Source organism: Polaribacter cellanae, from assembly GCF_017569185.1.
Lineage (GTDB): Bacteria > Bacteroidota > Bacteroidia > Flavobacteriales > Flavobacteriaceae > Polaribacter > Polaribacter cellanae.
On record NZ_CP071869.1, the window covers coordinates 3793953 to 3812058 of the forward strand.

Consider the following 18106-nt stretch of genomic DNA (forward strand, 5'->3'; position numbering starts at 1 on the left):
TATGAAACGTAGAAAATTTTTAAAAAAAGCATCAGTAACAGGATTGGGATTGGTTACAGCATCTTCTTCAATAATTAGTTGCGACGATACTAAAAAAGAAAAAAAAGCTGTTGCAACAGGTAAAACTGTAATTCCAGTTGTTGTAGCAACTTGGAATTTTAAAAATGCAACAAAAGCAGCTTGGAAAGTTTTAGAAAAAGGGGGTAATTCTTTAGATGCAATAGAAGCTGGTTGTAGAGTAGAAGAAGCAGATTTAGAAAACACAACAGTTGGTAATGGAGGAACACCAGATAGAGATGGAAATGTTACTTTAGATGCTTGTATTATGAATAAAGAAGGAAATTATGGCGCAGTTGTTTGTATGGAAAACATTGCACACCCAATTTCTGTGGCTCGTAAAGTAATGGAAGAAACTCCACATGTTTTATTAGCAGGAAAAGGAGCAGAGCAATTTGCGGTTTCTAAAGGTTTTAAAAGACAAGATTTGCTAAATGAGAATACTAGAAAAGCATGGGAAAAGTGGAAAGAAACATCGGAATATAAACCGATTATCAACATAGAAAACCACGATACAATTGGTATGTTAGCGATTGATAAAAATGGCGATATTTCTGGAGGTTGTACCACAAGTGGTTTGGCATATAAAATGGCTGGTAGGGTAGGCGATTCTGCCATAATTGGTTCTGGCTTATTTATAGACAATGCAGTTGGTGGAGCTACAGCAACAGGAATGGGAGAAGAAGTCTTAAAAACGGTAGGTAGTTTTTTAATTGTTGAGTTAATGCGACAAGGAAGAACGCCACAAGAAGCATGTGAAGAAGGGGTAAGGAGAATTGTAACATCGAATCCTAATTTTAAAAACTTTCAAGTGGGGTATATTGCTTTAAATAAAAAAGGTGAATATGGTTGTTATTGTATTCATGGTGGATTTGGAATTAGCAAATACCAAGAAGGAGAACAAACGTATATAGAGTCTGATTCGTATATTAAAAAAGCATAAAACAAAATAAACCTTAAAGTTAAGTTTTTAAATAACGTAAGTTCGATTTAAGAGAGAGTATATAACTCTATTTTAATTTATTAATGGCACTAACTCATAAACTGTGTAAGTTTTAAAAAAGCTCAGGATTGAATTCAATCCTGAGCTTTTTAATTTTTATTAATTTTAAATTTTACACACTTATGAAACCAGAAGATTTTTTAAACGAGGATTTTTTAAAACAATTTAAAAACGGAACAGAACTTACCAGTTTTTTAGAGCAGCTCCACAAACGCGGTATAGAAAAGATTTTGGAAGGTGAGCTCGATGCGCACCTAGACTATGATAAGCACAAAAAAAGCAAGTCAGGTAATCTTAGAAATGGCTACACCAAGAAGAAGCTAAAAACCAGATTGGGCGAAACAGAGATAGAAGTTCCTAGAGATCGTGAGAGTTCTTTTAATCCTATGATTGTCAAGAAGAGAGAAAGCACAACAGACGGCATTGAAAATATTATTATCTCTCTTTACGCTAAAGGTATGAGCAATAGCGATATCGAAGAACAAATCCGAGAACTTTATGATTTTAATATCTCAACAAGTACTATATCTAGGATTACCGATAGGATATCCACTGACATTATAGCTTGGAGAAATAGACCTTTAGAAGCGACCTATCTAATTGTATGGATGGATGGCATCGTATTTAAAGTCAGAGAAAACTCAAAAGTAGCAAACAAGACCATTTATATCGCTGTTGGACTGAGAACGGACGGTAAAAAAGAAGTGCTAGGTTTATGGCTGGGCAAAAATGAATCTTCTGCCTTTTGGATGAGCGTTTTAACGGACATCAAAGCTCGAGGAACACAAGATATACTCATCACGGCTACCGATAATTTAAACGGCTTTACAGATACCATAAAGACCATTTTTCCTAACTCGGTTACCCAAATATGCGTTGTTCACCAAATCAGAAACTCCTGTCGTTATGTAGTTTGGAAAGACAAGAAAGCGTTCACCAGAGATATGAAACAAATCTATACAGCTCCAACAAAAGAAGCAGCAAAAGCCGCTTTAAAAGACTTTAAAGCAAAGTGGAACTCGAAGTACTCATACGCCATAAGCAGTTGGGAAAACAACTGGGATGAACTTACCGTATTCTTTGATTTTCCTATTGAAATACGAACTATTATTTACACCACTAATTTAATAGAAAATCTAAATGGAAAGATCAGAAAATACACCAAAAACAAACTCTCGTTCCCAACTGATGAAGCAGTTATGAAATCTGTTTTTTTAGCACTAAGAGAAAGTACCAAAAAATGGACAATGCCCATTAGAAATTGGGGAATTATACTAAATCAATTTTTAGCTATATTTGAAAATAGGATTAAACTATAAATAATTTAGTCCTGAGTTATTAAACTTACACAGATTTTAAGATAGTGTCTTATTAATATTTAGGTGTTTATTTTTTTTTTTCATTTCGACCTTGTGGAGAAATCTTAAGAGTTAATTTGGTGTGTAAGATTTCTTGGCTTCATTGTGCTTCGTTCGAAATAATCTGTGTTAAAAACTTAAAATTTAAACAGGCACATTCAGAAAATAGGTTATTTTTAAAAATGCAGCTAAAATTGCGGGCATAATTATTTAAATTCTACCCTCAATTTTTGTTTTAAAGCTGTTTTAAGGGTTCAGTTTCTTAAAAATTTCCCAACAAGACATACCTCTCCCATAAAACTATATTCAATGCTTCAAATTTAGGCTACTTGTTGTGCTGTTTTAGCTATTTTTCTTCGGCCAATTTCAAGAGCATTCCCTGTGTGTATTCCAAAGAATATCCATAGAATTTCATTCTTTTTAGTTTTGGCTTTTATTTTTCGTAAGTGATAATATTCTTTATCCTTTCCAAAAGAACCTTCTAATCTTGTAGCTCTTTCTTTTGCGATAATAGCTCTAAGTTGCTTTTTTTCTTTATGATTTTTCGGCTTTTTTCCCTTGGGGATAAAGTCTGTTTCTATGTTCTTAGAACTACAGTGTTTTCTATTTTTATTGGTGGCATAAATTTTATCTGCTCCAGCTATTTTTACTTTTTTTCGAGTTAATCCTTGTGCTTTTTGGACTGTTTGAATAAAACGATTTCCTTCATGAAATGCATTAAAGTTAATATGTTCGATAAAGCTAATTCCATCAATTTGAACTTTGTTAACTTTTGCTCCAAATTCAACAGGTTTTACTTCCTTTCCTCGAACAATAGGACGAATATAATCCTTTTGAATGCTTACAATTCTATCTTTGATTTTTTCTCCTGTATCAAAATGATCTTTTTGTTGTTTGTAAATCCTTTGAATTGTATTTATTCGCTTATAATACAAAGCTATAAACTCAATATTGTGATTTTCTGACAACTCTTTTTCAAAGTTGATAAATTTACTTAACAGATTGAGTAAACCTCGGGTTAATGAAATACGTTTCGACTTGGTTTTTCTTCGCATTTTACTAAATCCTTGATAACGTTTTTTCCACTTGATATATTTACTTCTAATCATTTTAACCCCTAATATAGAGCAGGTTTTACGTAATTGATTGTACAACCAATGAACCGACTCCCAAAGTAATTTTTGGATGCTAGGGTAACGAACTTCACTTTCATAACAAGTAGCATCCATTACAATTTGATTGGGGTTTTCAATTTCGTTTTTCCAAGAGTTGAATAGAATTTTTTCTATGGAATTAATATCGAGTTTCTCTGCTAATTCACAACGTATTTGGCTCACTATTTTATAGTTTGTTAAGCGTTCAAAACCTAGTTCTATATCACAGAAAAATTGATAGTCTAAATTCGAGTTTAGTTGCTCAATCAATTTTCTATCTGAACAATTAGCATAATGTTTTAAAAACATTAAACCTAGTCTTCCTTTAGGACTAAAAAGATAGTTTCTCCCTTTTGATTGTTCAGAAATACCAAAAGAGCTAACTAAATCATTCCAAGGAATTGCAGAGTAGATTTTACCTAAATCTCCCTCTAAAAATCGCGCATAATGAGCATCATAATTCTCGCTGAGGGGAAAAAATTGAAATGCGGTGTTGCATTTCAGAAATTCTTCGTACTTTCATAATTATCGAAATTAAAACCCCGTTTTTTGCCTATATTGGCCATTTTCGGGGTTTATTATAGCTACAAAATACAACAAATCCCTCGTAAAAACAAGGGATGCGTTGTTTTATGAAAGCGCCTAAACAACATTTTTAAACCCATTACCAATTTTTAAAATAAAAAAACCGAAACAAATTAAGTCTCGGTTTTCGATATTATTTATGATTATTTTTTTATTCAATAAATAGTTTCTTAGATATTTTACCTTCTTCAGTTTCAATATTTAAAATATATACAGTTGCAGAAAGCTTGTTTGTTTTAAATCTGTTTTCTGTAATATTGTCTATATTTTTCCATTCACGAACTTTTTGGCCTAAAACATTAAATAAGGCAACTTTCTTAATTTTAAGTAATTTGTTATTTTGAATAACTACTTCTTTGGAAGTATTGTCCATAAAGATTGTAAGTTCTTTATTTAAAAGGTTTACATCTTCTGTATTTAACACATTTTGTTTAGAGAAAGTAATATAGAAACGATCTGTATAGGTTCCAGACCCAATATTTAATTCTGTAGTTTCTGGGCTTATTTCGTAATAAGTGTTTGTTAATTTATCTAATAAATAAACATCTCTGTTGATATTTTTAGCTTCGTCTATTTGTATTTCAAATGGACTGTTAGAACCTAAAACAATATTTAAAGGAACTTCTAAAGAATTTTTAATTTCTGAAATCCCTGCAATAATTAGTTTTTTATCTGAATAATTTGGAAAATGCCAATAGAAATCGGTGTCGTGTAAATCGTAAATTTCACTATCATAGCCATTATCATATTCAAAAGAGTTTGTTTTTCTAAATGATATTCCTATTTGCCTGTGATATTTAATTCCTCCACCTGCATCATAATTAAAGCCAAGTTTTAAAATTGGTAATAAATCGCTGTTTTCTTGAGATGCTTTTTTATGAGATTTTTTACTTGAACTCTTAAAAAAGAAAGTGCCACCACTTGCAAAATTATTGTCTTGATAATTCCTATGCGAATTTTCGAATCTAACTGTACCTCCTGTATTAGATGCAGATACAAAAAATCCTTGTCCTACAGGAATATATCTATTAGGAGCATGGTAAACTCCATCTCCAAGACTGGGTAAATTTCCTCTAGCAAATTTTAAATTATCTATTATTAAATTATAAGGATTATTCGTGGTAATTGTAAAGCCAGAAAGATCTTCCCAGTTTAAATTAACTTCTTGTCCTGTTACTCCACTTAACAATTGATTTATAGGAGCTTCTCCATTATTTGGAGTAATGGTTACTGTAGGGTTTGTTAGAGGAAGAACTACATTGTTAAATAAAAAGATGCTTTTAACATCTACAGTTTTATCAAACGTAAAAGTTACATCGTAGGTACTTGTAGATAAACCTACATCTCCAATTACATTTCCTAAAGTTCCACCAACACCTAATGGATTTGGAAGTAAATTTATACTGCCTGAAGATTTGGTTACAGTGGTTGTTATACCATCTACAGTTTGTGTAATTGATGATCCACTTACTACTGCATTTGTCCAGTCATATACTAATGGAGGAATACTTCCAACACTATTTGCAGCAATACCCATAGAAATATTTCTTTGAGAATAACCACCTTGATATCCTGTTAAATTATGCCCCTCTGTAGTTGCTGGATTTTCTTTATCTTCTCCTGTATGCTCCCAGAAATAAAGGGTTCCATCTATTTCATTAATATTTGTATTAATAAAATCTGTTGCATCTAAAGCACTTGGGTATGGGTTTCCTAATAAGTTTGTAGTACCTGGGTTGATATTAAATGTAATAGAACCATCGTTTGGAGTTCCTACAAATGTAAAATTCTGTGGATTTTGTCCAGTACTTTTCATAGTATATCCTTGACCTCTTTCTATAGTACCTGTTTCAAGTTTTCTTACATAATCTGCTTGGCTTGTGCCATTTAAATAAGTGTAAATCCAAAATGTTGAAATTTTTATTGGAGTAACACCAGGAACTCCTGGAACACCATCTAAACCACGATTCGGTTCTCCTGGTTGATCTAAAGAAATCCAATTGATATTTGTAATTGTAGAAGATGCAGAGGTTGGTGTGCTACCATCTTTCATTACCTCTCCAACTCTATAGGTATCTAAACTATATTCTCTAACAGGAGAAGACCAGTAGTGATATCTATAAACACTAGGCACAACAGCTTCTTGATCTCTATATAGCTTACCTGAACCTTGTACATTCGATAATCCTGAGTGGGTTTGAATTAACTGACCATCTCCAATTAATTTAATTTCTCCATCTAAAATAAAATCTTCATCAAATTCTAAATATCTATTGTTAGAAACCATTAGTTTAGAGTTTGCTTTAATCCAAACACATTCTACTTCTACATTTTCATTTAGAACAGCGTGTGTAAGAGATGTTTGCGAATCTATAACCATTACTTTGTTTGTGTCTGCAGCGTTTGTACTTGGTCCTCCAGTTACTGTAGCACTATTTCCACCTGTCCAAGTATTTGCATCTCCATTCCAGAAAATTCCATTAATTTCTGAATACGTAAAGTATTTTACGCCATTAAAATTATAGTTAGCAGCGTAAACTGCTTCTAAATTTATGGTTGTACTTGTTAATGGAACATAATTAACGTTTGTAGTAAATGATGCGTTATCTGCAACTTTTAAAACTTTTATTGTGTTTGGAGTTGTTAAAGCACCGTCTATAATTGCTTTATTAACGGCAACCTGAGTTGAACCAACGCTTCCGTTTTCAACAATTTTCCAAGTTCTACCGATTGTTTTTTCTGGAGCACAAATTAGTTCTGTTTCTGTTGTGGTGTTAATAACTCCATTGTTATTTCCCCAAACTAGGAAATCTTTATTTGATGAGAATGAATTTGTATTTGCGGCATTTGTTGCAGAAATTGCTGTTAAACCAATAGTAATAATAGCATCTGAATTTACAGATTTTGATTGTTTTTGGTTTAAAACCATGGCATCGTCTCTACCAATACCTGCTACATCATTGTGAAACGTGCTGTTAGCTGTATAGTCCCAAACTTTTGGAGATCCACCAGTTAAAACATAATCTCCATCTGTTACAGAAGAGCTATTGGAATTATTTAGAGTAAAACCATATTTAATTGCTAGGTAGGTTTCTACTTGTTGTTTTCTTGCATCTGAATGTGCATCACTATATAATATAATTTCGGCAACACTACCATTAATTACTCTGTTGGTGTAACCTCTATCGTTACCTACAAAATAATTTCTATTTTCGTTGGATATATTAGCAGTGTATATACGAGTTTGCTGTTCAAAAGTATCTGGTCTATCTTTTGTTAAAAAATCTGTAGCTAAACCATTTACATATTCTAAACCATTTCTCACAGCTAATGGAGTATAAGTTGCGTTGTAAATTTGAGTGTCATTTGAATGTCCATGACCAATTCCATCTGCATCGTCATTTGTAAAAGGTGTTGCCCAACTTGTGTTAGAAATATCGTTATAAACAATATACATTGTTCTAGGATTTAAATTTCCAGAATAAGCCAATCCATCTCCATTTGCAGGTGTAAAGGTTACTGTTGGGTTAAAGTTTAATAAATTTGTTGTAGCATTAGGTCTTTTATTAACATCAGTTTGTGTAAATTCTACTCTATTTATTGGGGTAGGTAAGTTTTTTGTAGTTTGATCTTTCCAAAGACTTACATTTGAACCACCTACAATATCTAAATCTGCACGTAACCACAAAGTATTTCCAGTATAATCTGGTGATACAGGATCTACATCGTCATCTCTATAATCTACATCATCTGTATTTACATCAGAATCTACATCTGGTAAATCTGTTGAAGGTGTATTTATTTCGTTGTTCACATCATATCCATCGTTTATATTAGATCCTTCAAAATTATCATCTAAACCATCTCCATCTGAGTCGTTTCCGCTAATTGCGTTGTCTGAATCTCCATTTTCTTGAATGTCTGGTATTCCATCATTATCTGAATCTAAATCTAAATAATCTGGATTTACTGGTCCAGAATCATTATCTGTATTTCTTGGTGTTGTAGAAATATCTGTACCTCCTTGAGCTACTTCATAATTATCGTCTAAACCATTATTGTTAGTATCTGTTATTCCAGCTCCCATACCACTTGGACTAATGTATCCAACAGTAGATTGTGCTTCAATGTTATCTGGAATACCATCATTATCTGCATCGATGTCTAAATGATTATTTACGCCATCTCCATCTGTATCTGCTGAAATAGGAATTGCATTGTATGTTATTGTTGTTGGTGTAAGTGTTTCGTTTACTGCAATAAAACCTGATTCAAGTGGGCTAGGAGTTGAAGTACCAAGGTCGAATTTAGCAATAACGTTATCATAAATATCATAAATGATTATTTGTGTAACAGAAATATCTGCCCCAATAAAATTTACTGAATGTGTTGTTGAACTTGAGGATTGTTGTATTACAGATTTAAAATTACCAGCAGTTGTTACTACGTTTTCAGTATTACCATCTACAGTTACAGCAGCATTTCTTCCATTATCTTGGTCTCCTATAACAGACTTTATTCTTATAGGTTGTGCAGTATTAAAAGTAACAGAAAACCCAAAATTATCTCCGAAAACAAAATCTCTATTTAAATTATTTGGAGCATTTCTATCTCTACTTCCGTCTATTGTACCTGTAAATTGATAAGTGATGTTAGCTGTAGTTGCAAATGGTGCTAATTCATCTACGTCTAAAATTCCATCATTATCATCGTCTATATCATCTGCATTAGGAATACCGTCTTTATCTGTATCAACTCCAATTACGATATCTCTATAATCTAAATCTCCTCCAATATTTACGTCTCCATCTCCATCTGTAAAATTATCTTTTACTGTGTTGTCAAAACTACCATTAACATCGTTATAAGTGTCTCCATTGTCTAATGTGTTTAATAAACCATTGGAGCCTACAGCACCTGTTGCTCTACCACTAGAATTTGGGGTAATTGTTGTTAAACCAGATTCTAAAATGTCGAATGTTCCATCTCCATCTGAATCTAAATCTAGGTAATCTGGAATTGTATCTGCACCTGTTGTTGCTGTAGCATCTGTGTTTTGAGGTGTAACTCCCATACCATAAGCTAAATCTATTCCTGTACTGCTAAAACTTCCAGTAGGAGGTATGTAACTAGCTGTAGATTGGGCTTCGAAATTATCTGGAATACCATCGTTGTCTGAATCTAAATCTATGTAATCGAAAACGCCATCTGAATCGCTATCTAAAGGTGTACAGAAATTTAAGTTACCTAAAGCGATATCTTGGTGGCCTGAAATTGTTCCTGTACCTGAATTCTTATACACAATTTGCATTTTAATAATCCATGCAGCAATTGCATTAATTGTTAAATTTGTAGTTGTGCCTGTGGTACCAATAGTTCCACTACCCGTAAAATTTCTAGTAGTTGTATTAAATGTAAAAGTTTTACCTACTGTGCTATAGTCTGCTGGTTGTAATAAGTATCTTGTACCATCTTGTTTGGTTATAAAGATTTCTACATTGTCTATTGTTTGAGCATTATCTATATTTATATCGTAGATTGTAAAAGATAAACCAAATACAGGGTCACTAAAATCGAAATTAGTTCTAGAAAGACCACTTATAATACCTCTTTGATGAAAATTTAAAGAACTATTTGTGGTAATGTTATCATTTACTCTATAATTACTATCGCTTGAAACATTTGAGGTTCTTGATAGTGTTACATTTACATTATTTACATTTTTTGTTGCTGCACTTATTGGGTCATCTCCATTTGTAACTAAAGTTCCATTAGGAGAAGTAACTTGGTATAAGTTTTCCCAAACATAAGGAGCAGTTGTTGGTGTACATGAACCAATTTCTAAAGCGTCTAAAATACCATCATTATCATCATCTAAATCTACTTGATTGCTAATGCCATCTCCATCTTTATCATTTGTAAAAGTATCGTCTCTATAATCTACATCTCCACCAGAGAAAACGTCTCCATCTGCATCAGGAAAATTATTTGCTTGAGAGTTATCGAAACTACCATTAACATCTGTGTAGTTGTCTCCATTATCGTAATTATTATCTAAACCATTTGTGCCATAAATACCAGATAAAACTAAATTAGCTTCAATATTATCTAAAATACCATCATTATCGGAGTCATTTTCTAAATAGTCTTTTAGAGTATCTCCATCTGTGTCTTCTGGAGTTAAACCTCCTGTATATGCAGTATCTACACCATTAGTGCTAAAAATTCCATTAGGTAGTATATAGCCTACTGTGGTTTGTGCTTCTATATTATCTGGTATTCCATCGTTATCGGAATCTAAATCTAAATAATTAGGAACCCCATCTGCATCTGTGTCTAAAGTACAGTTTACACCAATAGCATCTACAAAAAAATCTACTACACTTGGTGGTGTGCTTTTTGTAACTCTAATGTATCTAAATGCGATATTAGAAGTTACGATATCTGTTTCGAAAACGGCACTTTGAGATGATTGTGGTGGGTTTGGGTGTGTTGTATAAGTGGTGTTATTAGCAGATTCACTTAAAACCATTATTGCTGTTCCTGATGTAGGAACAGTAGATCTTTTCCAGACTACTCTATACTGAGTTCCAGCAGGATATATTTTTCCAAAATCTAATGTAAAAACATTACCATTTGTATTTATTTCTCCAAAATTACCATTTGGAGAGCCTAATATATTTGCACTATTTGTTACTCCTGTTTGAGATACTAAAGTAGCATTAAAACAAAAGGTTTCATCACCTTCTACGCTGTCTAAAATACCATCGTTATCGTCGTCTAAATCTACGGAATCTGGTATTCCATCATTATCATTATCTTTAAAAGAAGAGTCTGCGTCTCTGTAATCTACATCTCCACCTGAGTTTACATCTGCATCTGCATCTGGGAAATTATCTCCTTGTGAGTTATCGAAAGTTCCATTTGCATCTGCATAATTATCTGCGGATTCATAATTTTTATCTAAACCATTTTTTCCAAAAACACCACTTATAGAGTTATTTGCTTCGATTCTATCTAAAGTGCCATCGTTGTCTGAATCTGTGTCTAAGTAGTCTGGAATTGTATCGTTTGCACTGTCTGTATTTATTATACCTGTTCCTCCTGCACCACCTAAACCAGTTGCTCCTGCAGAATCGTTGTTTTCATAAATACTATATAATCCATTTGCTCCAACAGATCCTGAGGGTGCTAGATAACCTAAAGTAGATTGTGCTTCTATATTATCTGGTATTCCATCGTTATCGGAATCTAAATCTATAATATTGGGGATTCCATCTCCATCTGTATCACATGCTACAGTAAATCCTTGATATTTAACATTGTCTATTTCTAAATTACCTGCTCCAGCATCTACTTCTAATGTAATTCTTATATAACGTGCATCTTTTACTAATTTATATTGTTTGTTTTGTTCTAAGTTTGTAGCTATCCAATTATAAATTTTAGGATTTGTAAAGCTATTCGTTGTTGTTGCTATAGATTGTTGCAACTTCATAATATGATTAATAGTACCTGTAACTCTAGATTCAATTTCTATAATTGTATTTTTGGGTACAATTCTTCCTAAATCTATAGTTAAAATATCGGATTCTTGATCTAATTGAGCCCTTGCGTTATTTGAACCGAGTGCATTTGCTGAATTTACGACTCCTGTTTGACTTTGAATGGCTGAAGCATTGGTGGCTGCCACATTTACTGTTGTGCATTCTACAGTATCTATTATTCCATCATTATCATCATCAATATCAACAGAGTCTGGAATTCCATCTCCATCTGTATCTTTTCCAGTGGCAACAGTTGCATCTCTCCAGTTTACATCATCTGGAGAATCTGCTCCATTTGTATTCGGAAAGTTATTAAGCTGTGTATTGTCGAAACTACCATTCGGATCTGTATAGGTATCTCCATTGTCGTAAGCACTATCTAAACCATTGTTTCCTATATTTCCTGTAAGTGTAATGTTTGCTTCTATGGTATCTGAAACTCCATCTCCATCAGAATCTAAATCTAAATAATCTGGGTTTCCAGTACTTTCAAAATTAATTAAGCCAGTTCCATTAAGTCCTCCTAAACCATTGGCTGCAGTAGTATCATTACCAGCTTCGTAAGCACTATCTAAACCGTTGGCACCAACAATTCCTGAAGGAGGTATGTAGCCAGTTGTAGATTGAGCTTCGATAATATCTGGAATACCATCGTTGTCGGCATCTAAATCCAAGTGGTTAGGAATACCATCGTTATCGAAATCAAAAATATTTGGAATTCCATCTCCATTAATATCGTCGTAACTTGTACTACTTCCATCTCCAGTTCCATCATCTCTGTTATCTAAATAATTTGGTAAAGCATCTCCATCTTCATCTCCTAAAGGGTTATAATATGTTCCACTAACTGTTGTTTCTACTGTGTCTAAAATACCATCATTATCGTCATCGATGTCTATGGTGTCAGGGATACCATCTTTGTCGGTATCTACTTCATCTACAGCATTAATTTCTACGGCAATGTTAACTTCTTCTAATAATTGGGTATTTTGATTAGCAGCAGTAAAACCACCATCATTTCTTGGAAAAAAAGTTAAAGAAACTTCTCCATTAATATCTGGAGTACCAACAAAAAAAGTTTTTGCAACTGACCAAGATTCTTTCGATATCGCAATAATTGTTTGTCTTGGATTTGTATCGATTTGATAATCAAACTTATCCATATAAGTGCCAGCATAATATACGTTGTTACCAGTTCCACCATCTTGGTTACTTATACTTGTCATCGCATAAACTGTAACTGTATAAAATTTATTAGGTATTAAGCCTCCAATTTTTGCAGTTACAGATTCTTCTGGATAATCTGGTCCAACATCACGAATAGATATCCAAGTGGTATGACCAGTGGGAGGTAAAGGTAAAGGAGAACTGTTCCATGTTGCACCACCACCAGTAGAACCTTCTCCTCCAGAAACTAATCTTCCAGAAATATCTGGTGTTCCACCAGTATCTAACCAACCAGTAGGTGTACAGTCTCCACAGGTTGTTGCAGAAGAACCTGTACTTGGTATGGTTTGCGATTGAATATTAAAACTTAAAAAGAATAGAATTACAAAAAAGCATATAACTTTTGTGCTTTTTTTTGATAAGTATTGAATTCCCCCAAATTCAAATACTAATAAAAAAGTATTTTTCATATAACTATAAATATATATTATAAAAGTTGGGGGAGTTTTCAAAAGTAATAATAAATTATTTAATATTACCTAAGAATATAATTTCCCTAACAATATTTAGAAACACTTTAAATAAAATAGTTACAAATAAAAAAATGGAGCAGTTGTATTTGCTCCATTATTTTTGTTTCGAAAGAATGTTTGTAAGAGTATGATTTATACCAGTACTTAATGAAGTATTAGTTTTTTTACATTTATAATATTATTTTCACTTTTAAATCGAACAAAATAGATACCTTTATTCATATTAGAAGTTGTAAAACTATTGTTTTTTACAGCTTTGTTGTCATACTTTTTTATCATTTTTCCAGTGATATCAAAAATGGTAACACTTACAACTTCTTTAGATACGTAAAATTGATTTGTTGCTGGATTAGGGTATAATTGAATTTTATCTTTTTCTATAACTACATCTTTATTAGATAAAGTTGCAGGCATATTTCCATACATTTTATATTCTCCAGGAGCTAAAGAAATAGTGCTATTTGTATTGGTTACATTTATGGTTTTATTATTGTCTAATAAATTATACCAAGTGCCTGTTTTTTGAAAAGTTGGATTTATACTTTGTGTGGTGGTTCCAAAATTTCCAAGAACAACAATATTTTGTATGCCTGTTGCAGTAGCATCTGTAAGCTTTATTTTCTTTAATCCGTTAGAATTGCCAACATCTAAAGTAAAATCTTCTGTTTCGAAAATATCGTATTGAAGTTTTAATTTTATAAGTTTAGACCAAGTGTTTTTTACATCTCTTCTATCTTCTTCGGCTTCGTAATTCCATAAAATTGGCTTGTTACCAGTTCTACCATTTTGGTTGATGCCAATATCGTATCCTAATTCTCCAAATTGCCAAATCATTTTTGGTCCTGGAACAGTAAAATAAAATGCACCAGCCATTTCTACTCTGTCTAATGCAGTAGATTTATTTTTAACAGAGTAACTTCCGTTGGAATTACCAAATTGTAAGTTTTTATACATTAAGCGTTCTTCGTCATGGCTTTCCATATAACTCACGTTTGCAGGTACAGACCAACCTCTGTTTTTGTATGAAATCCAAGAAAAGTCCGATTTTCCTCCTGAATGAAACCCCATTGTAGCTTCAGAATAATTTTCATTATGGTTTCCCCAAAGCATTATTCCTTTGCCTTCCGAAAGTCTATAATCTACCCATTGTTTTTCTTCGTTATTGGTGCCTAAATGTTCGAAAATTACGTAAGAATTGGCATCAATTTCCCATTGGTAATCTGCGTATTCTTTTAAAATATCGACTCTGTCTTGTTGATATGCATTTGTACAACTTTGATCTGAGCGAGAACAATTCTGGGTAAATCCTTTTGTTAAATCCCACCTAAAACCATCTACTTTATATTCTTTTAACCAATATTGTGCAGTTCTTTTTACATAATCTTGTACTGCTTGTTTACTGTGATTAAAATCGTTGTAAACACTGTAAGAATGTTTGGCAGTTGTATTAAAAAAGGGACTGTTAGCACTTGCTTGACCTTCATAACCACCATTATCTGTATTGTACATCCTGTAGTAAGGGTTTTGTCCTGTTGCATGGTTATATACAACATCTACAATAACAGCAATTCCTCTTCTATGACATTCGTCTACCAACTCTTTAAAAGCATTTTTAGTTCCATAATATTTATCTAAAGCCATGTGAAATGATGGGTTATATCCCCAAGATTCATTTCCATCAAACTCATTTAAAGGCATAAATTCTATGGCATTTATTCCCAAACCTTCTAAATAATCTAATCTTGCTTTTACAGCATCGAAACTATGTAGAGCATCAAAATCTCTAATTAATAATTCGTAAATTACTAAATCGGTTTTTTTTGGTTTTGTAAAATTGGTTGTTTTCCAAACGTAAGGATCGTCACCAGTTCTTAATAAAGTAACAGCATCATTTGTTTTTCCAGTTGGATATGCTGCCAAGTCTGGATATGTGGTATTGTTAATGTATTGGTCGTTAAATTCTGAAAGAATAACCGTAGAATAAGGATCTGCAACTCTTAAATTTCCATCAATTAAATATTGATACATATGATTCGTCTTTGGAGTTAAACCGGTTAATTCAATCCAAAATCTATCTTTTGAAGAATCTTTTTTAAGAAGATAGGTGTTGTTGATTGTCCAGTTGTTAAAATCTCCAATTAAATGAACGAAATCTTTATTTGGAGCATAGAAAACTAACGTGACTTTTGTATTGTCTGATGGATTTAAATTGATGCCATCTTTCATTCCAGAAGGAACATGAGCTTCTGTTACAGTTGGTCTTACAATAGCTTTAAACGAAACAGATTTAGAATTACCATTGTTTGTTGCTTCTAAAACAAAATTTGTATTTTGAGTAACAGTAGGAGAGAAGCTATAGGTTTTTAAGTTCGATTTTTGATCGACCAAAGTACCATTTGCTCTTAAACTAAAATTAGCATTTAAAGAAGTTGTTGCGCTAATTGGTAATGTTTCGCCTGAGTTTAAAATTGTCTCTGTTTTTGTTGGTATGTTTAAAGTAAGTTGAAAACTTCCTACATTAAAAATATAATCTTTACAACCACTATTTTTTAGTTCTTTACTTCCATTTGTATTTCTAAAAACCATTCCAATTTTGGTAACATTTGCAGCCTGTGCATCTGTTAGAGAATAATATGTTTTGGGTACAAAAGTAATAGACCAAACACCATCTCCATCTGTGTCTGTCATTTCTCCTACACCATCATCTGCGCCCCAATTTCCAACAACACTAGTTCCAAAAGCATTTGAGTTATCTCCAACTCCAGAATGTAAATATACTTTTGTAGCTGTTTTTAGCCCATTACAATCCGATTGCGAACTTTTAACATCCACATTAATCGTAATCGATTGTGTAAGGTCGAAAGGTGTTGGCGTAATTGTTACTTGTTGCCCAAATCCTATTGAAGTGATTAATAAAGTAAAAAGAAGTATAATTTTTTTCATAATAATTTAGGGAATAAAAAACAAAGGCTATCCATTAGAGATAGCCTTTGCAATATTAATTTTTACTGAACTGTAATAGTTCCTTTGTTATAATCTACAGTAATTTTATAAGTGCCATCTCCAGGAGATTTTACATTATTTTCATTATCTCTTACAACCATACCAGCGTACTTTTTGCTTTCTCCCCAGTCATTGTCCCAAGAACCTTGTACAGGTAAAAACTTAAATTCGTCTGTAGCTGTTAGTGTTTGCGTAATTTCAAAAACTCCATCTGCAGTTTTAGTAAAAGCAGGAGCTGTAGCATTATCCCATCCATTTGGAGAGCCTACTAAATGCAAGTTTGCAGGCGCTTCTACCATGGAAAATGATAAAGTATTAAAATCTAAAGTAACCATATATGTTCCAGCAGTTTCCACTTTAATGTTTTGCTCATTATCTTGTTCTAATCTTTTAGGAGTTTCTTTATTTTCTCCCCAATCTCCATCCCAAGAACCAGAATTTGGTAGCATTTTAAACTCGTCACCAGCACTAAAAGTTTGCATTCTTACAAATACTCCATTTCCAGAAGTGTTAAATTGTTGAGAAGCATCTGCGTTGTTCCAACCATTGTGAGCACCCACCATAAACATGTTGTCTATGTTAGAAAGTTTAAAGCTTAATGTATTAAAATCTACAATAATTACATAAGTTCCAGCATTGGCAACCTTAATATTTTGCTCATCATCTTGTACTACTTTTCCAGGATTATTTTTATCTTCTCCATAATCTCCATCCCATTTACCTGTTTCAGGTATCATTTTAAACTCTGCACCAGCATCAAACTTTTGTACTCTAGAGAATACTCCATTTCCATCATTAAAAAATTGCTGTGAAGCATCTGCATTGTTCCATCCATTATGAGAACCTACCATAAATAAGTTGTCTGGAATTGGCGCTTTAAAAGCTGTAATTGAAAGTGTTATTTTTTCTGAAGTTCTCGTTAAATCTCCAGAAGCTGTTTTTGCAACTGCTTTTAATCTGAAATCAAAATCTGATGCAACATCTGCTTTTCCACCACCAGCAATAACAAAATCGTTTAAAGCATCGTGTGTAACTTCAAAAGACATCGTGTTAGAAGTACCAATTTGGGTAGCGTCGTTAAAATCGCCACCTGCAATTACCATTTCTACATTATAGGTAACATTTACAGTACTGTTTTCTGCAATTTCAGAATCTTCCCAACCTAATGTTAATGCAGTATCATCTGCATTTGCGCTCATTAAAACAACACTAAATCCATTTGCAGGACTTGTAATTGAAGGAGGATTTACTGCAAATTTCGAAACTTGAAACAAAATCGTATTCGAAACAACAGAACCAGTATTCAATCTCATGTAAACACCAGTATCTGCAAAAGATTTAATATTTACATCACTTAATACTTGGTTGAATGCAGCAACCGTCATTGAAAAGTTATTTTTTTCAGTAGCACCTAAAACAACCGGAGTTGTAAATTCTGCATCTGTAGCCATTTCCACACTATAAGTTGCACTAGAATTAATTTCGTCTTTCCAAGTAATTGTAAATGCAGGATTGTCTGGCAAATCGAAATTTAGTAAAATATTACTGATTCCTGGAGTGTCTAAAACAAACTCAGGATCTGGTGTTGTAATTTTTAAGCTTTCTTCTGCTTCACATGCACCTAATAAAAGGATTAGTGATAAAAACAGGTAGCTAATTCTTTTTATATAAATATTCATTTTTTTATCTATTAAGAGTT

General features: G+C 32.7%; 6 protein-coding genes. 2 read left to right on the plus strand and 4 right to left on the minus strand.

Going from position 1 to position 18106, the window contains the following annotated elements; translation table 11 throughout:
* The first annotated feature begins 1 nt into the window (after nt 1).
* Nucleotides 2–1000: a glycosylasparaginase gene (locus J3359_RS16840; RefSeq protein ID WP_208078258.1), complete on the plus strand. Its 999-nt coding sequence runs from the start codon at nt 2–4 to the stop codon at nt 998–1000.
* A 182-nt stretch (nt 1001–1182) separates the two neighbouring features.
* Nucleotides 1183–2379 (plus strand): IS256 family transposase, encoded by a 1197-nt coding sequence (locus J3359_RS16845; RefSeq protein WP_208078260.1) that lies wholly within the window; start codon nt 1183–1185, stop codon nt 2377–2379.
* 359 nt (nt 2380–2738) lie between these two features.
* On the opposite strand, the gene J3359_RS16850 is transcribed toward J3359_RS16845, so the two are convergent.
* The 4 genes from J3359_RS16850 to J3359_RS16865 form a co-directional block, all read right to left on the minus strand.
* On the minus strand, nt 2739–4076 hold the full coding sequence (locus tag J3359_RS16850) for a transposase (RefSeq protein WP_367890392.1): 1338 nt from the start codon (nt 4074–4076) through the stop codon (nt 2739–2741).
* A 232-nt stretch (nt 4077–4308) separates the two neighbouring features.
* Nucleotides 4309–13341, minus strand: a complete 9033-nt coding sequence (locus J3359_RS16855; RefSeq protein ID WP_208078261.1) for a T9SS type A sorting domain-containing protein — start codon at nt 13339–13341, stop codon at nt 4309–4311.
* Nucleotides 13342–13548: 207 nt separating this feature from the next.
* Nucleotides 13549–16347: an alpha-amylase family glycosyl hydrolase gene (locus J3359_RS16860; protein WP_208078262.1), complete on the minus strand. Its 2799-nt coding sequence runs from the start codon at nt 16345–16347 to the stop codon at nt 13549–13551.
* A 62-nt stretch (nt 16348–16409) separates the two neighbouring features.
* Nucleotides 16410–18086 carry a SusE domain-containing protein gene (locus tag J3359_RS16865; protein WP_208078263.1) on the minus strand — a complete coding sequence of 559 codons (1677 nt, stop codon included), beginning with the start codon at nt 18084–18086 and terminating at the stop codon, nt 16410–16412.
* Nucleotides 18087–18106 lie beyond the last annotated feature (20 nt).